The 22,050-nt window shown below is 36.1% G+C and carries 23 protein-coding genes and 1 tRNA gene; 7 read left to right on the top strand and 17 right to left on the bottom strand.

The genetic code is table 11. The features are described 5' to 3' along the window. Nucleotides 1-752: 752 nt before the first annotated feature. From ABD792_RS04380 to ABD792_RS04360, 5 genes are all read left to right on the top strand, one after another. The gene (locus tag ABD792_RS04380) at nt 753-1,295 is read left to right on the top strand and encodes a DinB family protein (protein WP_345004590.1); all 543 of its coding nucleotides are present in this window, start codon (nt 753-755) and stop codon (nt 1,293-1,295) included. A gap of 47 nt (nt 1,296-1,342) precedes the next feature. Next, complete coding sequence (locus tag ABD792_RS04375) at nt 1,343-2,650, top strand: AAA family ATPase (protein ID WP_345004589.1); 1,308 nt, start codon at nt 1,343-1,345, stop codon at nt 2,648-2,650. A 3-nt stretch (nt 2,651-2,653) separates the two neighbouring features. Continuing rightward, nucleotides 2,654-3,907 (top strand): tetratricopeptide repeat protein, encoded by a 1,254-nt coding sequence (locus ABD792_RS04370; protein WP_345004588.1) that lies wholly within the window; start codon nt 2,654-2,656, stop codon nt 3,905-3,907. Nucleotides 3,908-4,141: 234 nt separating this feature from the next. Beyond that, nucleotides 4,142-5,551, top strand: a complete 1,410-nt coding sequence (locus tag ABD792_RS04365; RefSeq protein WP_345004587.1) for an alpha/beta hydrolase — start codon at nt 4,142-4,144, stop codon at nt 5,549-5,551. 455 nt (nt 5,552-6,006) lie between these two features. Next, on the top strand, nt 6,007-6,603 hold the full coding sequence (locus ABD792_RS04360) for a hypothetical protein (RefSeq protein ID WP_345004586.1): 597 nt from the start codon (nt 6,007-6,009) through the stop codon (nt 6,601-6,603). A 43-nt stretch (nt 6,604-6,646) separates the two neighbouring features. Here the strand turns inward: ABD792_RS04360 and ABD792_RS04355 are convergent, their stop codons facing one another. The 9 genes from ABD792_RS04355 to ABD792_RS04315 all read right to left on the bottom strand — a co-directional run bounded on the left by ABD792_RS04355 (nt 6,647) and on the right by ABD792_RS04315 (nt 13,467). Next, nucleotides 6,647-7,351, bottom strand: coding sequence for a TIGR04283 family arsenosugar biosynthesis glycosyltransferase (locus tag ABD792_RS04355; RefSeq protein WP_345004584.1), 705 nt, complete (start codon nt 7,349-7,351; stop codon nt 6,647-6,649). 37 nt (nt 7,352-7,388) lie between these two features. Next, a complete protein-coding gene (locus ABD792_RS04350; RefSeq protein ID WP_345004583.1) occupies nt 7,389-8,090 on the bottom strand; it encodes a DUF547 domain-containing protein in 702 nt (233 codons plus the stop codon). After that, the gene (locus ABD792_RS04345; protein WP_345004582.1) at nt 8,087-8,974 is read right to left on the bottom strand and encodes a sterol desaturase family protein; all 888 of its coding nucleotides are present in this window, start codon (nt 8,972-8,974) and stop codon (nt 8,087-8,089) included. Before ABD792_RS04345 ends, ABD792_RS04350 begins: the two co-directional genes overlap by 4 nt. A gap of 24 nt (nt 8,975-8,998) precedes the next feature. Then, nucleotides 8,999-9,967 carry an arsenosugar biosynthesis arsenite methyltransferase ArsM gene (arsM, locus tag ABD792_RS04340; protein WP_345004580.1) on the bottom strand — a complete coding sequence of 323 codons (969 nt, stop codon included), beginning with the start codon at nt 9,965-9,967 and terminating at the stop codon, nt 8,999-9,001. A 34-nt stretch (nt 9,968-10,001) separates the two neighbouring features. Further along, nucleotides 10,002-10,814 carry a purine-nucleoside phosphorylase gene (locus ABD792_RS04335; protein WP_345004578.1) on the bottom strand — a complete coding sequence of 271 codons (813 nt, stop codon included), beginning with the start codon at nt 10,812-10,814 and terminating at the stop codon, nt 10,002-10,004. Further along, nucleotides 10,807-11,436, bottom strand: a complete 630-nt coding sequence (locus ABD792_RS04330) for a TIGR04282 family arsenosugar biosynthesis glycosyltransferase (RefSeq protein ID WP_345004577.1) — start codon at nt 11,434-11,436, stop codon at nt 10,807-10,809. The genes ABD792_RS04335 and ABD792_RS04330 overlap by 8 nt, the downstream gene beginning before the upstream one ends. Further along, nucleotides 11,429-11,929 (bottom strand): rhodanese-like domain-containing protein, encoded by a 501-nt coding sequence (locus tag ABD792_RS04325; protein WP_345004576.1) that lies wholly within the window; start codon nt 11,927-11,929, stop codon nt 11,429-11,431. The genes ABD792_RS04330 and ABD792_RS04325 overlap by 8 nt, the downstream gene beginning before the upstream one ends. 113 nt (nt 11,930-12,042) lie before the next feature. Continuing rightward, a complete protein-coding gene (arsS, locus tag ABD792_RS04320; protein ID WP_345004575.1) occupies nt 12,043-13,098 on the bottom strand; it encodes an arsenosugar biosynthesis radical SAM (seleno)protein ArsS in 1,056 nt (351 codons plus the stop codon). A 33-nt stretch (nt 13,099-13,131) separates the two neighbouring features. After that, nucleotides 13,132-13,467: an arsenosugar biosynthesis-associated peroxidase-like protein gene (locus ABD792_RS04315; RefSeq protein WP_199116775.1), complete on the bottom strand. Its 336-nt coding sequence runs from the start codon at nt 13,465-13,467 to the stop codon at nt 13,132-13,134. A gap of 150 nt (nt 13,468-13,617) precedes the next feature. Here ABD792_RS04315 and ABD792_RS04310 point away from each other — a divergent pair, with 150 nt between their 5' ends. Next, nucleotides 13,618-13,746, top strand: a complete 129-nt coding sequence (locus ABD792_RS04310; protein WP_345004574.1) for a hypothetical protein — start codon at nt 13,618-13,620, stop codon at nt 13,744-13,746. A 565-nt stretch (nt 13,747-14,311) separates the two neighbouring features. On the opposite strand, the gene ABD792_RS04305 is transcribed toward ABD792_RS04310, so the two are convergent. The 6 genes from ABD792_RS04305 to ABD792_RS04280 all read right to left on the bottom strand — a co-directional run bounded on the left by ABD792_RS04305 (nt 14,312) and on the right by ABD792_RS04280 (nt 20,276). Beyond that, nucleotides 14,312-14,599, bottom strand: coding sequence for a Sec-independent protein translocase subunit TatA/TatB (locus ABD792_RS04305; protein WP_345004573.1), 288 nt, complete (start codon nt 14,597-14,599; stop codon nt 14,312-14,314). Between the two features lie 120 nt (nt 14,600-14,719). Next, nucleotides 14,720-17,026 (bottom strand): M1 family metallopeptidase, encoded by a 2,307-nt coding sequence (locus tag ABD792_RS04300; protein ID WP_345004572.1) that lies wholly within the window; start codon nt 17,024-17,026, stop codon nt 14,720-14,722. Between the two features lie 104 nt (nt 17,027-17,130). Beyond that, on the bottom strand, nt 17,131-17,634 hold the full coding sequence (locus ABD792_RS04295; RefSeq protein WP_345004571.1) for a DUF6702 family protein: 504 nt from the start codon (nt 17,632-17,634) through the stop codon (nt 17,131-17,133). A 58-nt stretch (nt 17,635-17,692) separates the two neighbouring features. Then, nucleotides 17,693-18,502, bottom strand: a complete 810-nt coding sequence (locus tag ABD792_RS04290; RefSeq protein WP_345004570.1) for a carboxypeptidase-like regulatory domain-containing protein — start codon at nt 18,500-18,502, stop codon at nt 17,693-17,695. A gap of 39 nt (nt 18,503-18,541) precedes the next feature. After that, on the bottom strand, nt 18,542-19,378 hold the full coding sequence (locus ABD792_RS04285; protein WP_345004569.1) for a carboxypeptidase-like regulatory domain-containing protein: 837 nt from the start codon (nt 19,376-19,378) through the stop codon (nt 18,542-18,544). 100 nt (nt 19,379-19,478) lie between these two features. Next, on the bottom strand, nt 19,479-20,276 hold the full coding sequence (locus ABD792_RS04280; RefSeq protein ID WP_345004568.1) for a carboxypeptidase-like regulatory domain-containing protein: 798 nt from the start codon (nt 20,274-20,276) through the stop codon (nt 19,479-19,481). Between the two features lie 263 nt (nt 20,277-20,539). On the opposite strand from ABD792_RS04280, the gene pepE reads away from it, so the two are divergent. After that, the gene (gene pepE / locus ABD792_RS04275) at nt 20,540-21,247 is read left to right on the top strand and encodes a dipeptidase PepE (RefSeq protein WP_345004566.1); all 708 of its coding nucleotides are present in this window, start codon (nt 20,540-20,542) and stop codon (nt 21,245-21,247) included. A gap of 247 nt (nt 21,248-21,494) precedes the next feature. On the opposite strand, the gene ABD792_RS04270 is transcribed toward pepE, so the two are convergent. Together ABD792_RS04270 and ABD792_RS04265 are read right to left on the bottom strand one after the other, a co-directional pair. Further along, a tRNA-Gly gene (locus tag ABD792_RS04270) sits at nt 21,495-21,567 on the bottom strand. A gap of 50 nt (nt 21,568-21,617) precedes the next feature. Continuing rightward, the gene (locus tag ABD792_RS04265) at nt 21,618-22,010 is read right to left on the bottom strand and encodes a GNAT family N-acetyltransferase (protein ID WP_345004565.1); all 393 of its coding nucleotides are present in this window, start codon (nt 22,008-22,010) and stop codon (nt 21,618-21,620) included. Between the last annotated feature and the right edge of the window lie 40 nt (nt 22,011-22,050).

The raw sequence follows: 22,050 nt of genomic DNA, 5'->3' as shown, positions 1-22,050 counted from the left end.
ACGGTTTAAACCGAAATCAATGGCACAATGACTCCGAAATCGGTGGCACAAATCGAACTGAATTAGCCACACACTCACATCGTTTATAATTTCAAAAAAATATTGGGTTATTTATACTTTTATTTTTGTGTTCACTCTTGTGCTTTATTTAAGCACAAAAATTAAAGGAAAAAGGGAAATTAAAATTTTTACAAGTAAGTTTTTAGAATTTTATAAAATGAAATATGAATTATAAAATAAAAAGCTTGCCTAATAAACGGATGAAAATACCTCCCCCTCATTGCTTCGGGGTCAAACAAGATTTTCATCCCTATGTCTTCCTTCTACCTTGATTTTCAGGGGTTTTATCGGTAGGCCGAAAATATACTTTTTTAACGGGAAGAATTTGTAATCGATTTTGTTTGCTCGTTTGAAGCGTTTGGGTTTTAGGTGGATGCCTGCCTACGCAGGCATGACAGAGGAATGCAACATCTTACTTTTGGATGAGAGATGCTTCGCTTCACTGCGTTGCGCTCTGCGTGACAGTTTTTTGCTTTTTACCATTACCGGAATAAGCTTTCTTTAAAGGAGCGGTTTGTTGGTAATTTTGTTTAATTAGAACTGTGCTGTTGTTGTAGGTTTTTGCGTATATTTGGTTGTGTTTATTTATCTATATTAGGGGAGTAAATGCAATATTAGGTTTATTGAGAGGTATTGCTATTTATTGTGACAAAACCAAACAGAAATTGAAAACTCTAAAGAAATTGAAAGTTATGAAAAATATAATAGTCCTGATTTCAATAGTATTGTTTTCTTCTTTCTCATCGTCACTTTTTGCCCAAGAAAATAACTTTATCGAGGAGTATTTAGAGCGATTGGAGAATTCAAGAAAATATTTAATCCTTGTAGCGGAAACTATGCCAAAAGGAAAATATAATTTTAAAGCAACGCCTGAATCAATGAGTTTTTCAGAAAATTTAATGCACATTGGCTGGGCAATGGATTGGCATAGTCAATCCTTAATAGGTGGACGTGAAGCCAGGGATTGGAATACCGATACGGAACTTAAAGTGGACAATAAATCGAAAGAGGAAATGATTGACAAAATCGACGAGACTTTTAGCAAAACTATAGAGCTCATTTCAAATTTTGACATAAATAAACTAGACGAAAGGTTAGACTATTTTGGTTCGAATAGGACCAAAAGACAAATTTTATTATTACTTGCCGACCATATAACGCATCATAGAGGTCAAATGCTTGTTTATTTGCGGTTGAATGGATTAAAGCCACCACGGTATGTTTTATATCAATAGTTCAAACGGGTAAATGACTTAAAAACTGAAAAAAACAACGAAATGTTATGAATGACAATACAATAGAAAGTTTGCAAGAAGCTTTGAAGTACTCTCCAGACAATCATCATTTAAGGCTTTTGTTAGCGGATAATCTACTGTTGTTAAATCGGCTTGAAGAAGCTGAGACCCAATATTCGAATATTATTGAATCAACAAATGCTGATAAAGCAAAAATTGGACTTGCAAAGGTGTTCTATAAAAAAGGAAGCTTTTCTGCATGTAACGTAATATTGGAAGAGGTAATTGATAATGGGACAAACGACAAAGAAATTTTTGCGTTGTACGCAAAAGGATTACTTAAAGAAAATTCGATATCCAAAGCGATTGATATTTACAAAAAAGCATTGGATATTGATCCAAATTATTTTGATGAAGAGCTAGATAATCATTTGAGACAAAGAGGGGACATCGAGGATTTGGAAATTGATGAAGAAGTAGATGATCGCTTTCTTCAGAAACCAAATATTGATTTTAGTGATGTTGGGGGGATGGATACTGTAAAGAAAGAAATAGAATTAAAGATTATTAAGCCGCTTCTTCATCCCGAACTTTACAAAGCTTATGGTAAAAAAATTGGTGGAGGTATTTTGCTTTATGGGCCTCCTGGTTGCGGAAAAACGTTTATTGCCAAGGCCACGGCGGGTCAAGTAAATGCAAAATTTATCAATGTTAGTTTAAATGACATTCTAGATATGTGGATTGGCAACAGCGAAAAAAATCTACATGACGTTTTTCAGTTAGCACGAGACAATACGCCTTGTGTTCTTTTCATTGATGAAATTGATGCCTTAGGTGCAAGTAGGAGTGATATGAAACAATCCAGTAGTAGGCATCTAATAAATCAGTTTTTGCAAGAACTTGACGGAATTGATAGTATAAATGAAGGTGTATTGATAATTGGAGCTACTAACACGCCCTGGAATCTAGACCCAGCTTTTAGAAGACCGGGAAGATTTGATAGAATTGTATTTGTGCCGCCGCCCGATGTGATAACAAGAGAATCTATTTTAAGATTAAAGCTTAATAGTAAACCAACAGGGACAATTGACTTGCAATCTATAGCCAAGAAAGCGGAAAAGTATTCGGGTGCAGATATTGATGCTATTATTGATATAGCTATTGAGCAAAAACTTGAATCTTCCTTTAGTGATGGTATTCCAAAGCCTATTGAAACAAAGGACTTGTTACAGGCTTTGAAAAAGCATAAGCCGAGTACACAAGAATGGTTTTCTACGGCCAAAAACTTTGCCATGTTTGCCAACGACTCAGGGCTCTATGATGATATTTTGAACTACTTAAAAATTAAAAAGTAAATAATGGAAGACAATAGACTATCAAAAGTTGAAGTGCTCATTGATCAGAAAAGGTTTGCTGAGGCAGAAAAAATACTTTCAGATTTGCTTCATGAAGACCCAAACAATATCAGTTTCCTTTCATTGCTCGCTGAAACAAATCTACAACAGGATAAATTTGACAGAGCAAATAGTGTAATAGATAATGCAATAGGTTTGTCTCCCGATACACCTCATTTGTTTTATACTAAATCACGTATTGCTATTCAGCAAGATAAATTAAGTGAAGCAGAAACTCAAATCAAGCAAGCAATTGAGTTAGATGCTTATGACGCCGATTACTTTGCTTTATTAGCAAGTGTCAAATTAGCAAGAAAGCAGTTTGATGATGCACTTGCAATTGCAAATAGATCTTTGGAAATAGATGCTGAAAACATATTGGCTCTAAACACAAGAAGCACAGCATTAAATAAACTAAATAGGAGCGAAGAATCATTTGCAACCATAGAAGGCGCATTAAGAGAAGACCCAAACAATGCTTATACCCATGCAAATTATGGTTGGGGATTATTGGAAAAAGGAAATCATAAAAAAGCTCTGGAACATTTTAAGGTGTCATTGTCCAACGATCCAACTTTTGAATATGGACAGGCGGGAATGCTTGAAGCATTAAAAGCAACTAACCCCGTCTATAGGTTATTCCTAAAATACTCTTTTTGGATGAGTAACATGACGGCAAAATACCAATGGGGTGTAATTATCGGCTTTTATGTCTTTTTTAGACTACTAAAGGGCTTAGCTCGCCATAATGAAACGCTACAACCGTATCTCATTCCTTTGGTAGTTGCTCTTGCTTTAATAGCGTTTTCAACATGGATAATTGCTCCTATTAGCAATCTATTTCTGAGATTCAATAAATATGGGCAATTACTCCTTGACAAAAAGGAAAAAACAAGTTCAAATTTTGTTGCGATAAGTTTAGGTGTTTTTCTCATAGGAATATTACTTTACTTTGCCACGTCTGAACCAAAAATGTTGAGTGTTGCCATATTTGGATTTGCCATGATGCTCCCTTTGGGTACAATGTTTTCTCCTTCAAAAAACAAGCATGGACTATTGATTTATACTATTGCATTAGCAGTAATAGGATTCTTAGCGATAGGATTGACTTTTTCAAATGATGAAGTGTTTAATTCTTTTTCGATACTCTTTATTTTTGGTTTTGTTGGATTTCAATGGGTTGCTAATTATATGTTGATCAAAGAAGATAATCTATGATGATTTTGTTAAGTTAGAGCTAGACTATAGTTGTAGGTTTTTTGCGTATGTTTGGTTGTATTGGTTTACATATATTAGGAGGTAAATACAATATTGCGTTTTTTAGGTAGTTGCCAGTTATTAAAAACAAATAAACTAAGATTCACAAATGAGAAAAAGTCGATTTATAGTACTATCTTTTTCTTTTTAAATAATCACTAATAGACCCTATAGAATCAATAAATTTGAATAAATATGCGTTCATGGATAATTTTAATTTTGGTAGTGCTTTTATGTGCTTGTAGTTCAACTTCTTCAAATGAAGTCATAGATGGCATTTTGGAAGTCCCTGAAAACCGAAAAAATCCCAATTCCCGAACCCTCAAATTGGTATATAAAGTATTAAAGGCCAAAAAGGGCGATTCTCTAAAAGCACCTATTGTTTTTTTGCAAGGAGGCCCAGGTGGGCCAACCGTTATTCATGCAGAGTTCTGGGAAAATCACCCTCTTAGAAACGATAGGGATATTGTGCTAATGGATCAGCGAGGAACCGGAACGTCAGAAGCAAACTGCATTGAAATGGGAGAGGCTATGTTTAGTATTATGAGACAAGATCTGGATAACGAAGGCGAAATTAAGGCAATGGACTCTATATTTTCCATATGTAAGTACGCTATGAAACAGGAAGGGGTAGACCTTGCAGGATATACTAGCAAAGAAAATGCTGCTGATTTTGAGGATCTTCGAAAAGCGTTGGGTTATGAACAATGGAATCTTTTAGGGGTTTCTTACGGTACCAGATTAGGATTAACCATAATACGTGACTTTCCCAACAGTGTTCGGAGCATAGTGACTACAGGAATTTTTGCGCCAGAAACAAATGGCATAAACTATAATATTGAGAATTTTGAAAGGTCTCTTTTTACTGTTCTTGAGCGTTGTGAGAATGATGAAGATTGTAATAGGAGATACCCGAATTTGAAAGAACAATTGCTTAAAGCAATAAAAAAATTAGAATCTAGCCCTTTACATTGTAACTATAAGGGTAAACCGTTCGTTATAAATACCCAGGAAGCAGCACTGATAATTTACTTACACCTTTACGACCGCCGTTCTATAGGAAATATACCTTTACTTATTGAGGCTTTCGAAAATGGTGAAACGGAATATCTCCTATATGCTATAAAAGCTCTTGAAAGTTTATCCAATTATATTAATTGGCCAATGCATCATTCGGTTCTGGCTTATGAAGAACTCCCTTTTTATGATGAATTGGCTTTGGTCGAATCTATAAAACGATCTGAAATTGCATTTAATTTGACTATGGATTCTGAACTTGGTATAAAGTTACTTAATAATTGGCATTCTTATAGGGCTTCAGAAATTGAAAACCAAGCCGTAGTTTCTAAAATTCCAACGCTCATGGTAAGTGGTGGTTTAGACCACGTTACTCCCGTTAGCAATGCTACAGAGGCATTAGCGCATTTGGAAAACGGTTATGAAGTAATATTTCCTGATGAAGGTCACAATCTATTTAATCCTTGTTTTTTTCAAATAGTCGAGGATTTCTTTAATGATCCTTTAGATAAACCGGATTTGGAATGTAGTTTCATCAGTAATCCAATTGAATGGAACTTGGAAGGATTAAGTCAAAAAAAGAATTGAAATGTTAAATAATTCTTTTTTAAGATAAGAAACTGTGCAGGATAATATGGTAAGGATTTTATTGTAGTTTCTTGTTTTTTATCATTGACGAACCCTCAGTCTGGGTCTGTATCGAGCTTGCCGAGATGCTCAGGATAGGTGACAAAAGGGTCTAGGCTTACAATAAAAACCTAAGAAAATGTTACGGTTTCACCTGCCACGGATGAAAAATACCTCCTCCTCACTGCTAGCTTGATTTTTAAGGTTTTTATCGATAGGCCAAAATATACTTTTTTAACGGGAAGAATTTGTAATCGATTTGTTTGCTCGTTTGAAGCGTTGGGATTTTAGGTGGATGCCTGCCTACGTAGGCATGACAGAGGAATGCAACATCTTACTTTTGGATGAGAGATACTTCGCTTCATTGCATTTCGCTCTGCGTGACAGTTTTTTACTTTTTCCCATTGTAAAAGGTTTTGAATATTCTAATTGCTTTTCTTGTTGTTGGATTATTTTGGGGAATTTATGAAATCTCAAACATTCGAATTTTTGATTTACAAATGCAATTCAGCGAAATTTCAACTTTGGAAATATCAAAAAGTATGTGGCAATCTATTGGTTCTGTTTTCACCATTCCAATTAGTTTAATAGCAATTATTTTATGGACTTACTTTTACAGCAATCAATTTTTTAAATTAATGCTAGGTTTTATTTTTGGAGTTATATCATTTGGAATTTTATTTTTAATTCCAGAGACTCCAACCGCAGATCACACGATTACTTTTATGGTATCGTTACTTTTTCTTGGAATTTCCGAAATACACATTGCGCCTATTATTCATTCAATATTAACAAAATATTCTAATCCAAAATATTTAGCAATTTTGATTAGCATAGCATTTATACCCACGCGATTGGTTTCTGTAATTTTTGCTTTGTTCAGCAATATATTTTATGATAACCCAATACTAGGTTTGGAATTTGGGATAATAACAATGACAGTTATTGGAATTGGACTAATTGCCTATGTATGGTGGGATAAAAAAACTACCTATAATAAGTTTTTCCACTAGTTCAGATTGTCAAGTTTAACATATATTTTCCAAACTAACACAGTCATTTTTCAACCCGTATATATTTTAAGTAGTATTGGTTTAGTGTGTCGGGCGAGGCGCCCAGCCATTTTTTTAAATAAATGGTCCAGTAATGGTATTGAAGGCGCCATATGCCATTGGTATGGTAACACCGAGCCGATGTGATTAGCCATTCCTGAATCACTACAAATTGTTTACGGGCATAGAGTTTGTTTATCAGGTCGTTATCCTCATAAATGGTGTAGCTTTCATTATAGCCTCCAATGGTATTAAACAAGGTTTTGGTGATGAACTGACTTTGGTCGCCACCACGGCAGGCACGCCATGGGAATTGGGTTAACCAGCCAGCCAGTTTAAGCCACCAGTGGGGACTATCGAATTTCATCTTAAAGCACCCAGCTTCGTTTCCTTTTTTAACCTCATTAATAATGTGTTTGTCAAAGTGTTTGGGTGGTATGGAATCTGCATGTAAAAAGTAAAGGATGTTACCTGTGGCCACCGATGCTCCTGTATTCATTTGTCGCGCACGGCTTTTCTGTGAGGTTATTAGTTGTACACTGGAAAATGCAGATACGACCTTTTGAGACCCATCTGTACTGCCTCCATCAACTACTATAATACCTGCGATATGTTTTTGGGAAGCAGCATTGTTTGTAAGATGTCGCAGAAGCTTACCAATGGTGTTTGCTTCATTTAATATTGGGATAATTACGGATAGTTGGTGCATTGTGGTTGGTGCGGTTCAGCGTTTTTATGTAATAGGCTTATTCGTTTAAATTCCAATTGTAATCTTTGTAAACTATTTTGGCTTTTTTTGAAATATCAATATCGGAATATTGTTTGAGAAAGTCAATAAGACTGCCGTTCTGTTTAAAATCGGTTGTAAACCATTTGAATAGTTTTGAGAGTTCTAGCTTGTTTTTTTCGATGTTATTTTTTGAAGGGTCGTTTAAAAAGGCTCTTGTAGCACGATTGAGTTGTATATCCAGATCTCTTGCGGTATAGGCGCTATTGGATAGTTTAGGGCAAGAGACCGATGCACATACAATGGCAAAATGTATACGGGGCTCGTGCATGGTTCTTAGGATGTCGTGTTCTATTTGGTTTAGGGATAAGGTTTTATTGCCAATGGTTATAAATTTCTTGTCCCAGGGGTTTTTAAGGTCCTTGATGCTTTGCAGGGGGTAGTTGTTAATAATAAGCTGCACTGTAAAGGCATTGTATGCGTTAATCCAATAGGCTAGGGTTTCCTCTCGCGTCCAATCGGAATCGGGTGCATTGTTAGTCAGAGTATTTAAGTAGGTGAGCAATTGGTTGGGGTTTGATTTTATGGTCTTATAATCTACCTGTCCTTTGTTGGATACATGGTTTTGTAAAACGGTGTTCCAAAGCGTATGATCTGCTTTTTGGGCAAGAACCGATGTTGTTGTTAGTACAACAAACAAGAAGATAAAAAATCGTGTCATGGCTTTTTATTTAGGGGGTATAGTTCTTGATTGATAAAATCTTTGGGGAAGATCTCGTCGCCCTGAAAGCCCAATTCAATATCGCGGCCGTTGTAGGGAATGTAGTTTGTTTTAAACAGGTAATCCCAAAGGCTTAAGGTGAGTCCATAATTAACACCATATTTAACATGGTCGGGCAGGGCTTTGGCATGATGCCAGATATGCATTTTGGGATTGTTGAAAACGTATTTAAGAACGCCATAGTCCCAGTTTAAATTAGCATGGTTTAAATGGCCTATGGTAATGTTAAAGAAATGAATAATGGCTACATCTTGCGCACTGTAGTTTGCTATTAAAGCAAGTGGTATATAGCGCAAACTATTGTAAACAACAGGTTCCATCCAATGGTAGCGCAAATGCGCGGCGAAGCCCATTTGTTTGACACTATGATGCACTTTGTGGAAATTCCATAAAAAAGGAATGCGGTGTAATAACCGGTGTATATTCCATTGCACAAAATCGTTTGTTAAAAAGAATAGAATCAGTCCGAGCCATTTAGGTAAATCATTTGCATTAAATAGTTGTAAGTCTTTTAACTGTAGATTAAAGATGCTTAAAAAGTCATTTAAAAACTCAGTAGATGCATTAGATAAAGCTATTAAAACAATAAGGTTCAGTAAAAAGAAATTGAAGAACATGTAAAAGGTGTCCAGCCAAAAGTCCTTTCTGAAAATGGGCTGGTCTTTACGCCAGGGGAGGAGGATTTCCAGACCCCAAACAAGTAAAGAAATAACAATCAAACCATAAAAATAATTATCCCAGTGGTTTTGAAATAAAAGTTCTTGTTTAAGATAGTTCCAATACCCGGAATAAGAATTTTTTATGATGTCGATATACTTTTCCATAGTGTGGTTGCCGCTGGTTATTGTTTAGCAACAACCGCCTCCATCGTAGTGGTAGGTTGATTCGCTTATAAAAATGTCGTTCCTGTTAAGGGCTTTTAAAGCTTTGGCTGTTTTGTCGCATATGGCCAATGGCTGATTTTTAAGTAATACATGGCCAACTTTATCGTCAAAATAATCGGCATCACCGTAATAAATAGCAGCTTTTCCAGTAAAGATACAGGGACCGTCTTCTGGCATAGGATCTTTGATGGCTGCAACTTCAATCGACTCAATATAGATCAATTCGTCTGTAGGGTAATTTTTAGGATCAAGGATCCTATACGGTTTCCTTGCCCTTATCTCTATGGTGCCAAAGCCGGCGTCAGTAAGTGTTTTTATATAGTCTTTAATAGAGAGGCTACCACTAAGGCATAAGGCTCGTAAGCGTTCGTCGTTACGCAGTGTTTCATTCATAGTCTGTTCGCAGGTAGGGTCGCTCATTACCAGGCGTCCGTGTGGTTTTAAAACCCTGTACATTTCAGATATGGCTTTTTTTAGATCGTCTGCCTTGAATATATTGAATAAGCAATTTTGCGCAGCAACATCTATGCTATTACTTTCTACGGGTAGGTGCATGGCATCTCCTTTTTTTAGGTCGATAAATTCACTTTTAAACCAAGGGTTAAGAATTTCTGCTTCAACAAAGTTTTTACGGGATGCTTCAAGCATTTCGTCTACAACATCAACGCCAATAACACCATGTTTTTGTCGGTTAAAATAGGCAAACTGTAATAGTTCCATGCCACCACCAACACCAACATACAAGGTTTTGGGGTTGTTGGTAAGGTCGCGAGCATGTACTGTACTGCCGCAGCCATAGTTCATCTCCTGCATGATTTTAGGGATCTTTAGACCAGGTAGTTCCCAAATGGGATTGGTTGTACAGCATAAGCCTATGTTTGGGCTAAGGGCTGCTTCTTTATATACATTATGTGTTGTATCTAAATAACTCATGGTTTAAATTGTTAGGTATTGGATATTGTATTGCCTACAATGTTTTAATTAATTCCTTGAAGAGCAGAATCATTTCTGGTTCTGCTTTTTCTGCCATGGCAATAATATCGCTTATGTCTACCGGTTTCAGATTGTTTGGGTCGCATTCATCTGTTAAAACTGACACGGCTGCAACGTTTAATTTTAAATGATTGGCAACAATTATCTCGGGAACGGTACTCATGCCCACTGCATCGGCTCCGATTATTTTTAGCATTTTGTATTCGGCACGTGTTTCTAACTGTGGTCCTACAACGCTGGCGTAAACGCCTTCGTGAAGTGTAATGTTATTGGCTTTTGCAATGGATTTGAATTTTGAATTAATCTCGACATTGTAAGGGGCGCTCATATCGGTAAAGCGCTCTCCCATAAGTTCAACACCTTTAAAGGCTAAAGGCGAGCTGCCTTGCAGGTTAATATGGTCTTCGATAAGCATTAATTCTCCCTTCTTAAAGTTTAAGTTGATGGCTCCGGCAGCATTGGAAACAAGGAGCGTTTTAATGCCCAATTTTTCCATAACCCGCACTGGATAGGTTACATCTTGAAGGGTATAGCCTTCATAAATATGGAAGCGTCCTTGCATAACCACCACTTTTTTGCCTTCAAGCTTTCCGTATATTAATTTCCCTTTATGGAACTCGACGGTAGCTGTTGGGAAATTAGGGATGTGGTTGTAGCTCACTTCTTTTATTATATCTATGTCGTTTGTTAGCTGTCCTAAACCGGTGCCTAAAATGATGCCAATTTCTGGGGATTCAAATCCTTTTTGCTGTAGGTATTCTACAGTTTCCTCTATGTATTTAATCATTTAATTCTTGTATTTTTTGTTTCAATGTTTCGTTCGATTGGTAAAAGTTGGAGGCTATTAAGTCTTCATATGTGTCAATATCGTTTAGTGCTTCCAGTAGGGTGTAAGATATGTTTTTCTGTTTTAATTCTTGGAGTGTAACGTTCAATAAGTTGGATTGGCTCCAGGGTTTGTTATTAAAGACAAACGGAAAGAGCTTGGATAAACCTATTAGGTAGTAGCCACCATCGGTAGCAGGGCCAAAAACAACTTGGGTATTATTTAAAGCTTGTAAACCTTCTTCGATATGCTTGGGTTTTATATCTGGTAAATCGGAACCAATCAGTATAATATGACTATAACCGTCTTCAAATCCCTTTTTAAAGGCATTTTGCATACGTTCGCCCAGGTTTTGGCCTTCTTGTATTGTTTTGTAATCATTAGGCCATTTAGAGTCTACAACGGCATCAGAGAAATAAATACGTTTGTCTACAGATATGTTTAGAGTGGCTCGTTCTGTAATTTCTACCAATTGTTTGTAGACTTCAAATGCTGCGTGGTCGCCAATCGTTTTTGCTAAACGTGTTTTTACCTTTCCTAGCTTAATATTTTTAACAAAAACAATAATTAGTGCTTTAGTCATGAACTTTAATACCTTTGGTTAACCATTTTCCCCATGTTTCGTCAAAGACGTGCACAGAATCGGTTTCTTTATCGTTGGAATTGAATAGTTTAAAATTGTTGTTCTTCCATTCAAAAATACCTCCATATAAATTGTAAACATTGGTGTAGCCTTTTTGTTTTAGTTTTTCGGCAATAACTTCGGACCGAATGCCAAGGGAACAGTATACAACAATATGTGATGTTTTGTCGGGGACCTTTTGAGCTATCGTATCGACGCTAAAAAAATCATAACCAACGTGAATGGCTTTTTTGATATGGCTTACTTTGTATTCCCTTGGTTCTCGTGCATCCAGAATGATGGCATTTGTTTTGGGCATTGCCAGTTCCTGAACCGAGATGTAGGGAACGCTTTTGGTGTTGTGCTGCTTTAATACATCGGCAATGTTATCTTGCCCCCATAGCGGAAGTATGCTGATTATTAGTAGGTAGGTATGTAAAAATATTCGTTTCAAACGGTTTGTTTTATTAATCTCAAATTTAGTTAAAACTGTACACTTTGGTATAGTTCGCTTTCGTCTCAAAAAATTTCATGAACGCCACGAATACATTAATAAAAGCAATTTGATTAAGCCACTGAGCCCTGGCAACTGCTTCCGGCACCAGCGGTACAACCATAACAATGTTGTGAAATGACAATATTGCGACCTTCTAATAGGTTTTGGTTAAATTCTGAAATGTGTTTTACTTTGCTGTTAACAGGTAATTCTAACATCTGATTGAAATCACAATCGTATAGGTAGCCGTCCCAACTCACTGATAGGGTATTGGTACACATGACATTGGCTACGGCAGCAGGGTTGAATGCATCAACGAGACTGTACATATAATCTTCGTAATTCTCGGAAGCTATCAAATAGTCTAAAAAGCGACTAATAGGTAAATTGGTTATGGCAAACAGGTTGTGGAATTGAATATTGAAATCGTCTTTTAGTGCCTTTTTGAAATCTTTTTCTAAAGCAGCCTGGTTGCCTGGTAAAAAAGCGCCTGAAGGATTGTAAACAAGATCCAGTTTTAACGGGCTGTTAGGCATGCCATAACCCACCGCATTGAGCATTTGAAGTGCTTCGATGGAGCTGTCGAAAACACCATTACCGCGTTGTTTGTCGGTTTTTCCTCGTGTCCAATGTGGCATGGAACTGACTACGTGTACATTGTGTTTTTTGAAAAACTCTGGTAAATCGTGATATTTTTTATTGGCTTTGATTATGGTTAGGTTGGATCGTACAATAAAATCTTTAATGCCTGCATTTGCAGCTTCTTGGACAAACCATCGAAAATGTGGGTTCATTTCTGGAGCCCCACCCGTAAGGTCGAGTGTATGGGCACCTGAATTTTCAATAACATTTAAGCATTGCTGCATGGTTTCGCGTGTCATAATCTCCTGTCGGTCGGGACCGGCATCGACATGGCAGTGTTCGCATACCTGATTGCACATATAGCCCACGTTTATTTGCAGGATTTCTATTTTTTTAGCTTTTATAGGGGCAAGGTTGGTTTGGGTCAGTTTTGATTTAAAGGTGGGTAGCTCTCCATTTTTGAAGATTCCGTTGGATAGAATGTCGAGTTGCCTGTGACTGTCTGCCAGGTCGCTGTTGCGTTTATGTAGTGACTTTGTTGCCATTAATCAGATTTTGAATAGTACAAATAAAGTACTTTACATTTCCAGTTTATTCACTTTATTCATCATTTGTACGCCGTGTACCAGAGTAGCGCCACTCTTAATGGCTGCGCCTACGTGTAGGGCTTCCATCATTTCTTCTTTGGTAATGCCACGTTGCAGACCGTCCTTTGTATAGGCGTCAATACAATAGGGACATTGCTCGGTATGGGAAACAGCTAAGGCTATTAGTGATTTTTCGCGTTCGGATAAGGCTCCTTCTTTAAACACCGAATTGTAGTACTCAAAGAATTTACTGCCTAGTTCTTCATTCCATTCGCTAATTTTTCCGAATTTTTTTAAATCGGCGGGGTCGTAGTATGTTTTTTGCATAAAATCGTTTTTTCGAATAAAGATAGAAATCTATTTTATTAAAGTCGGAAAGATTAAAAATACTTAACAGAAGCGGGGGAAATCTTTTATAGAATTTAGGAACAGGCAAAATGTTCATTTCCTCTGTTTTGAAAAAATAACAATTTTAACATGGACTTACTATATTGCAGTGGACATAAAGAAGGTAGCCCGAGTTTTTCACTTGATGATTTAAAATCATTTAATGATTTAATTTTACCTAATTTAGAAATATTTGAGAATCAATTTAACGACGAATAATGATATATTTTATAATTTTATCTTTTTTAGTAGGAGTAGTTTTATTTTTATATTCATTTACTGTTATTAATAGAGTAGCGAGAGAAAATGGGTGTAAAGTTTTTTATAAACTGTTTAAAATATCTGATAAGAAATCTAAAAAGGAGTTAAATAAAGCTTTTTTGCTTATATCAGTTGCAGTTATTCAATTTATTTTTATAATGATGATGTTAATAATTAGAGGTTATTACAATTCTAATATAAATTAGAGGATTTTTTAACCCCGCTAGCGCGCTTTCAATGTCATTAAGTGAAGGGTTTAATTATGTGGTAATTGGTTGTTTACATTTGTTTTTTGCAGTCAGTTTTTTTTGTTATGCTCATAATCAAAGCTTTAATGCATTGAAAAAAACTCTTGTTTTTATTTGATTCTAAAAGAGGTTGTCTAAAAAGGTAGCTTCTTTTTTAGACAAAAGGGCATTTAAAGGACATCCCCAATGCCTTTAAGTTAAATAGGGAGATGGTCATGGAAATAAAAAATAAAATAGTAAATGGACAAACAGCGTTCTAAAAATCCTTGGAAACCTTAGAACTTACGTTTTACAGAACCCGTAAAATCATCTAGATCGTCCTTAACTTCGTCTAGTTCCTTTTTAATGTCGCTGGTAAGGCTGGTGTCGATACCGTGATTTTCGGCACTCTTGGTAATTTCGTGTTTTATGTCGTTGGTAGCATCTTTAAGGGTGCGCATGCCTTTACCAAGGCCGCGGGCAATCTCTGGTAACTTATCGGCACCAAAAACCATGATTGCAATAAATAGTATAAACGCTATTTCTGCACCACTAATAAACAAAAATGTAGCTTGATGTATCACGGTACAAATATAGTAAGTTGTTTTAATACGGTAAAGAATTATTCAAGATTATGTTGTCCAGGTAACACGTTTTAAGTCCATAAAAAAGCCGGCTCTTAAAAGCCGGCTTTAAATTGGGTTTTAACCTTTTACTTTTTCTTTAAACTGATCGAATTCACTTTGTTTGATTTCTCTTGGCCAAGCGTTATTTGATGCATCTATATCGGCTGTTTCTTTATTAGGGTCGACAGTGATGGATACAATTTCTTTATCTGAGGCAATAGCCTTTTTAACTTCTTTGTCGTTATGCCTCCAAATTTGTGCTGGGTAGGTTTCTGTTTTAGAGGTGCCGTCTGCATAAGAATATTTTACGATAATAGGCATTACCAAACCACCTGGTTTTTCGAAAGTAACATTGTAAAAGTATTTAGGAGATTTGATGCTTTTACGCTCTTCGGTCGTAAAATTATCCATAATGTATTCTTTTAAAGGCTTACAGTCCTCAACAGAGGTGCCTTTATGTTTTGCTTCGTCATATTCTTCGCTACCTTCTTCAACTAAGTACACTAAAGGAGGTAAGTTTTCTAATTGGAAACCACGTTTTTCGGCAAGATCCTTTATGTACTGGTTAGGTTCAGATGTTACATGGTATTTCTTTACATCTTTTACACCAATATCAACCCAATCGGTAGTATAGAACCAACCTCTCCAAAACCAATCTAAATCAAAGGCTGAGGCATCTTCCATAGTTCTAAAGAAATCTTCGGGTGTTGGGTGTTTAAACATCCAACGCTGTGAATACTCTTTAAAGGCATAGTCGAACAGCTCACGTCCCATTATTGTTTCACGGAGCATAGTTAACCCTACCGCAGGTTTGGAATAGGCGTTTGCACCAAAATTGTAGGTATTTAATCCTTTGGTCATTATGGGTGCTGTATAATCTTGATTACCGCTCATGTAAGGGATGATAGAGGAAGGGTCGCTGTTTTTTGCAGGGAATGTTTTGTCGCCAGGAGATAAAACATCTGGGTAGGTTTCTCCCATATCTTTTTTGGCAACAGTTTGAAGGAACGAGTTTAAACCTTCGTCCATCCATGTCCATTGACGCTCGTCGCTATTCACGATCATAGGAAAGAAGTTGTGTCCTACTTCGTGGATGATAACGCTAATCATACCGTATTTTGTGCGGTCGTCGTACGTGCCATCTTCTTTTGGACGTCCCCAGTTCCAGCATATCATAGGGTATTCCATACCTTGTTGTTTGGCGTGTACCGATATGGCTTTATGGTATGGGTACTCGAATGTCATTCTGGAATACGATTTTAGGGTAGTAGCTACAGCTTTTGTAGACCATTGCTCCCAAAGGGGGTTTCCTTCTTTAGCGTATAATGACACAGCCATAACATCTTTGTTACCAACTTTAACGGCCATCATGTCCCATATGTATTTTCTTGATGAGGCAAAGCCAAAATCGCGTACGTTTTCTGCGTAGAATTTCCATGTTTTGGTTTCTTGAGAAAAAGATTTTTCAGCGGATTCTGCTTCTTCTTGTGTTACGATAAGAACAGGTTCGTCGTATGATTTTTTAGCACGTTCGTAACGCTCCATCATGGTCTTGGAGAATACGTCCTTTCTATTGGTTAGCTTTCCTGTAGCGTCCAAGATGTGATCTGCAGGTACGGTAATGTTAACTTCAAAATTTCCAAATGGTAATGCAAATTCATCACGTCCCCAAAATTGTGAGTTTTGCCAGCCTTCAACGTCACTGTATACAGCCATTCTTGGATAGAACTGTGCAATAACAAAGGTACGGTTGCCATCCTTTGGAAAGTATTCGTACCCAGAACGTGCTCTGTCCACAACATGATCGTTGATCTTGTACCACCATTTAATTGAGAACGAAAATTTCTCTCCAGATTCTAAAACTTTAGGTAGTTCAATACGCATCATGGTTCTGTTAATCATGTGCTGTAATGGTTTTCCTTTATTGTCGGTAACGGCTTCAATATTAAAACCACCATCAAAAGGATCTTTCAAAAAATCCTTTACAAATCTTTGAGGTTCTCCTGCAGGTTGGAAACCACTGTTTTCAATTAAAGGGGATTTAGAGTCTTTAGCGCGTTTGTTTTGGTCTAATTGTACCCAAAGGTACTTTAGATTGTCTGGCGAATTGTTTGTATAGGTAATGGTTTCGTATCCTGATAGCTTTGTGTTTTGGTCATCAAGAACAATATCCATTTTGTAATCGGCTTGTTGTTGGTAATACGCCGAACCAGGTGCTCCAGAAGCAGCTCTGTACATGTTGGGCGTTGAAAATTCATCGTAAAGTTGTTTGAATTTATTGGTATTGGTATGTCCGGGTGTGCGTTCTTGCTTTCCTTGCTCTTGGGCAAATAGGCCTGTGGAAATAAAGACCGCAGAAAGAAAATAATACTTAAGTTTTTTCATTTGTAAGTTAGTGTTTTTCTAATGATTATGACTTTTGTAAAAGCAGATTTGTTCTTTTAAAAAGTCGTCGAAAATAAGGAAATTTGTGGAGTTACATCCCTAATTTAATTAAAATTTAACACTGCCTTGTTGTTTTGAGAAACCAGAATAAAGCTTTTTTGTTTTGTGTTTATTTTTGTTTTTACAATGTTTTGTTGTTCGTTGTAAAGGTCGAATAAGACCTGATTGCTTATCTCAAAAGTGTCAATGGATTTTACATGTTCTATTTCAAGAAAGCAACGCATAATATCTGGTTCATAATCTTTTCCTATAAAATTAAAGGCAACATCTTTGCCGTTAATCTTAATCCTTAGTTTTTCCTTTAAATACGTTTCTATATAGCGATTGGTAGATTTTGCTTCATTTTTATTGGCCAAGGTAATGGTTTCATCATAGCGCTCGCGTAGTAGCTTTTCAAAATCATCTATAAAGATTCTGGATATGATTTGTACCGATTGCTTGTCTTTAATGTATTCGATTTGAGTAACACTCACATAGTATTTATGGGCAGCTGTAAATGCCATAAGTGGTAGTACAAGGAAGAAGACAAAAAGTTTTGCAAATTTCATTGTCAAATATTTTTTGCTAAAGTAGTTATTTCAGAATTCAAAAAGTGTTCCAAAAAAGTTAATTGTCTGCGCTCTTTAGGTTTTCTTGGTACTGTTTGTATTTTCTCCTTAGAAACATTAAGATGTTAAAATTTGTTTGATTTTTGCAGTGCTTTATAAAGTTAGGGTCGTCTGCACAGAAATAGAAAAAATCCATTCGTAAATCCTCTTCCAAAGGATTTGAAGCGAAAAAATCTCTGGAAAGCCTACCTTTTATACGTTGCATTAGCGCCTCTTTTTCTTCTAGTTTAACTCTATTTTTTAACATTTTGGTTCTGCCCGACAGCCCATTTATTATAGGGTTTAGAGGGACAGACCCACCAAGTAATCCCAATAGCATGCTGGGTTTGAATTCGCCGGCTTCGTGAAGCATTCTTTCACTTTGGGTTGCAGGCTTCCCTGTGTAACCAGGTATGCCAACATCATAAAAATTGATGGGTGGTTTACCGTCTACATTTTTAATGTCATAAAGTAAATTTCCAGTAAGTGTTTTCCCTACTATAACTTCGTCAAGTTCATTTACGTGTTCTTCGAGATTTACTCTAAGGGCACGAAACTGTATGATACTTTTATCTATAATTATAGACCTTGTTTTGTGTTGTATGGACGAAAATAATAGGGTGTCTTGTAATTTGGTTTCAATTTGAAACTCGCCATTAGCATTTGTAATGGTAAAGTTTTGCGAGGTTTTATTTATAACATGGATGTTTTCTACATTGTCTTTGCCTTCTACTTTACCGGTGATTGTTACTTGTTGAGAAAAGATAGGTGCGCTACAAGGTAAGAGGAGTATAAGGGTTATATATATGTGCGGGTGGATTGGTGTCATGCTGTGTGTTAAAAGAAGCTTACCTGTTTTTAGGGTTAGTCAATTTTTAATTTTTGAAAAGAGCTCTCCCTGTTGGATAAGATATTCTAAAAGTTCCATTTCATTTTTACTGCTCAGTAAATCTTGAGAAATACCTTTGTCCTCTATATATGTTAAGAATGGTTCAATATTTTCGATCGGAATCCCGGTAGCCTCACTTATAAGAGATTTTGGGCATATATCTGTTATTGTTTTTGAGAAGCTCTTTGGAGGGGTTTTGGTGTTTTTTGCTTTCTTCTTTTTGGATTTTAATAATGGTTTAACTAGTATCTTATAGAGCGCAATAAAGTCTACTCCGTTTGTTAATTGTCCTTTGCGCATTATCTCATTTTTAACCTTACTATACTGATCGTTACTAAGTTGTAAGGCATCCATGTTGCCCAAGTCGATGCTTAGTTTAGGAGGAGTTTTTACATTGTTTATGTCTTCTGCTAAGTTTCCTGTAAGTCCCGATTTTAGGGTAACTGCCTCTAGTTTGTTGAGTTGTTCTATTAATTGCACTTTTAGGGTTTTTGAGGAAACAATAGCTTTGTCTATGGTAATGGAGACAGCCTCGAATTGTAAAGCCGAAATTTCGATGATGTCATTAACTGTTACAGCAATGGTAAACTTACCATCTTTGTTTGTAATAGTACCCTTGTTGGAAGAGGTATTGTAAATTGTAACGCCTTCAATATCATTAACTTCTGAGAAAATGCGCCCTTGGATATCGACGCGTTCTTTGGTTTGTCCTAATATACTTAGTGAGGAAAATAAAAGTAGAAGTAAGCCGCCCTGGGGAAAACCCACGAGGTGTTTTAAATCTCGATCGTCAAGTAAAAGTAGCCTGTATTTCAAATTTTAAGGTTTGGAACCATAAAATAAGGCTATAGAATCTTAAATAAAATACAATAGGGTAATAATAGTTTGTTAAAAAACGGCTAGTAGTAATATGATTTTAACTTTTTAAGAACGTGACACTTTTTTTATGAATAAATTCTAAAAATTCCATTTCTTTTCCATAGTTAAGTAAGGAATAATCGAAATCTTCAGTTTGAACGAATTGTATAAATTCTTCAATCCTGTGCTCTGGAATATTAAAATGATGCGTTAAAAACTCGGCGCCGAAGTAATGCTTAATATATTCTATGGGAATCTCTGGGATACCATGAGCCTTTTTGTTTGGAACTTTGGATCGAAATAGAGGTAATAACAACTGATCTACGACATTTACGATGTTGAGCCCATAAATCATGGTTTGGCGTTGTGAGGTCATAACTTCGTTCTTTACTTTGGATTTGTAGTCTCTTTCAAACTGGTTGTCATCAATTGCTTTGAGGCCAAAGTACAGGGCATCTAATTTGAGATTGTACACTTTTGTATTTTCTAAGTCTGTATTTAAATTACCAGAAAGCTTATTGTTGGATACGATCACTTCGTCTAGTTTTTTTATCTCTTCGATTAAAAAGATTTTCATGCTACGGGATTCCATGATAGCTTCGTTAACTTGAAACGTGATATTTTGAAACTGAAGGGCACTAACTTCTATGACATCGTTTAATTTTACTTTTATGTTAAACATACCATTGTCGTTGGTAACCGTTCCTGTATTTGAAGATTTGTTGAAAATAGCAATGCCAGACACGTCGTTACTCTCAACAATAATTTTGCCTTCAACTTCTATGCGCAAAAAGTTTTGGGAAAATGATTGTAAAGAAGAGAATGTTACTATTAAAAAAAAGATAAAGTTTCTCATATTACTTTTTACGTTAAGTTACTATTTTAAAACCGTATTTTAAACTAAATCATATATTTTTTTTGAAGCCTTTAGGTTTGTTTATTTTTACGAATCAAAAGAAAGCATGGAACGCACTTTAATGAGTTTTAAAAATTACTTCACAAAGGGTGATGTTTAAATTCCTGCCTATTGACACGTGTATTGGGTTAAGAGGCAGTCTGTTAGTGGGTTATGTATGTTCTTGGTTTTGTAGTTGATTTAATATAATAAGGTTTAAACAAATGAAAAACATTTTAATAGCAAGTACATCGACGTTGCATGGTAGTGGTTATTTAGAGTATATAATGGAAGCGCTTACCGACTTTTTTAAAGAGGCCAACGAGATTTTATTTATCCCTTATGCCAGACCTGGTGGTGTTTCGCATGACGATTATACGGAATTAGTAAGCAATGCTTTTCTAAAAATAGGGAAGAAGGTAAAAGGGCTGCATACTTGCAGTGATCCTAAAATGGCTGTAAAGGGAGCCAAAGCCATTTTTGTTGGAGGTGGAAACACATTTGTGTTAACAAACCAGTTGTATAAAAATGATCTTATAGGGGTTTTAAAACAAAGCGTTGGAAATGGTACTCCTTATTTGGGGACAAGTGCAGGTAGTAATATCTGTGGGTTGAGTATAAGAACCACGAATGATATGCCCATAGTGTACCCTCCCAGTTTTAATGCATTGGCTTTTGTGCCTTTTAATATCAATCCTCATTATTTGGATCCTGATGTGAACAGTAAACATATGGGGGAAACACGGGAAACACGCATAAAAGAATTCCATCATTTTAATACACAGCCTGTAATTGGTTTAAGAGAAGGCAGTTGGCTACATGTAAACGACAGTTCGATAATTTTGAAAGGAAATTTATCTGCACGTATTTTTGAGTATAATAAACAGCCTTATGAAGTAGCTCCTAACACAGACCTTAGTGAACTAAAGTAAACTGTCCCGGGCAAGTACAGGAGGTATTTGTAGGAAAATATTTTTTGCTTTCGAAGCAAGCCCCTGAGCACTTAAATCTCGATTATCGAGTGAAACATATAAAAAAAGCTTTATTAACATGAGGTTTCTTGAATGGGGCAGTGGGGTTTCTTGGATTGTGTTTAGATAAATTTTCGCCTTATAACAATTATAATTTTTCAAACACCTTAAAAGAAAAAAGCTCTGTCAGTTATGACAAAGCTTTTTGAGCGGGAGACCGGGTTCGAACCGGCGACATTCAGCTTGGAAGGCTGACGCTCTACCAACTGAGCTACTCCCGCCTTTGCGAGTGCAAATATATGTAAACTACTGTTTCTTTTGCAAAAAAAAATCACAACTTTTTTAAAAAATGATAGCCTAAAATTTTAAATCCTTGATTATAATAGAACTTATGTGAAGCATAATTGTTTACATAGGTGTTTAATTCTATCGCTTCACAGCCTTTTTGCTTTGCATAATTGTGTATCCAATTAAAAAATAGTTTGCCAAGACCTTGGTTTTGATAGGCTTCATCTATGTATACATGATCGGTCTCTACACTTTTTCCTGAATAATGTCTTGTAGAAAACCATAAACCGGTAACACCTATTAATTTATCATTGTTGTCGTAGATACCTGCACATTCATAATTTTGGTTAACCATTTCAGCAAAACGTTGTTTTAAGATCGTTTCGGGAATTTTATGTTCATTTAATTTAACGTGAATCTTGTTTAAGCCGCCCATAGAGATAGTTGATTGGATTCAATGGGTGTAATGTTCAGAG

The organism is Snuella lapsa (assembly GCF_039539345.1).
GTDB lineage: Bacteria > Bacteroidota > Bacteroidia > Flavobacteriales > Flavobacteriaceae > Snuella > Snuella lapsa.
This window is presented reverse-complemented; position numbering and strand designations above follow the sequence as displayed.

Excerpts from the sequence above, each read along its gene's own strand:
- ABD792_RS04380 (WP_345004590.1), top strand. The coding sequence starts at position 753 with ATGAAAAATATAATAGTCCTGATTTCAATAGTATTGTTTTCTTCTTTC.
- ABD792_RS04375 (WP_345004589.1), top strand. The coding sequence starts at position 1,343 with ATGAATGACAATACAATAGAAAGTTTGCAAGAAGCTTTGAAGTACTCT.
- ABD792_RS04370 (WP_345004588.1), top strand. The coding sequence starts at position 2,654 with ATGGAAGACAATAGACTATCAAAAGTTGAAGTGCTCATTGATCAGAAA.
- ABD792_RS04365 (WP_345004587.1), top strand. The coding sequence starts at position 4,142 with ATGCGTTCATGGATAATTTTAATTTTGGTAGTGCTTTTATGTGCTTGT.
- ABD792_RS04355 (WP_345004584.1), bottom strand. The coding sequence starts at position 7,351 with ATGCACCAACTATCCGTAATTATCCCAATATTAAATGAAGCAAACACC.
- ABD792_RS04350 (WP_345004583.1), bottom strand. The coding sequence starts at position 8,090 with ATGACACGATTTTTTATCTTCTTGTTTGTTGTACTAACAACAACATCG.
- ABD792_RS04345 (WP_345004582.1), bottom strand. The coding sequence starts at position 8,974 with ATGGAAAAGTATATCGACATCATAAAAAATTCTTATTCCGGGTATTGG.
- arsM (WP_345004580.1), bottom strand. The coding sequence starts at position 9,967 with ATGAGTTATTTAGATACAACACATAATGTATATAAAGAAGCAGCCCTT.
- ABD792_RS04335 (WP_345004578.1), bottom strand. The coding sequence starts at position 10,814 with ATGATTAAATACATAGAGGAAACTGTAGAATACCTACAGCAAAAAGGA.
- ABD792_RS04330 (WP_345004577.1), bottom strand. The coding sequence starts at position 11,436 with ATGACTAAAGCACTAATTATTGTTTTTGTTAAAAATATTAAGCTAGGA.
- arsS (WP_345004575.1), bottom strand. The coding sequence starts at position 13,098 with ATGGCAACAAAGTCACTACATAAACGCAACAGCGACCTGGCAGACAGT.
- ABD792_RS04315 (WP_199116775.1), bottom strand. The coding sequence starts at position 13,467 with ATGCAAAAAACATACTACGACCCCGCCGATTTAAAAAAATTCGGAAAA.
- ABD792_RS04310 (WP_345004574.1), top strand. The coding sequence starts at position 13,618 with ATGGACTTACTATATTGCAGTGGACATAAAGAAGGTAGCCCGAGTTTT.
- ABD792_RS04300 (WP_345004572.1), bottom strand. The coding sequence starts at position 17,026 with ATGAAAAAACTTAAGTATTATTTTCTTTCTGCGGTCTTTATTTCCACA.
- ABD792_RS04295 (WP_345004571.1), bottom strand. The coding sequence starts at position 17,634 with ATGAAATTTGCAAAACTTTTTGTCTTCTTCCTTGTACTACCACTTATG.
- ABD792_RS04290 (WP_345004570.1), bottom strand. The coding sequence starts at position 18,502 with ATGACACCAATCCACCCGCACATATATATAACCCTTATACTCCTCTTA.
- ABD792_RS04280 (WP_345004568.1), bottom strand. The coding sequence starts at position 20,276 with ATGAGAAACTTTATCTTTTTTTTAATAGTAACATTCTCTTCTTTACAA.
- pepE (WP_345004566.1), top strand. The coding sequence starts at position 20,540 with ATGAAAAACATTTTAATAGCAAGTACATCGACGTTGCATGGTAGTGGT.
- ABD792_RS04265 (WP_345004565.1), bottom strand. The coding sequence starts at position 22,010 with ATGGGCGGCTTAAACAAGATTCACGTTAAATTAAATGAACATAAAATT.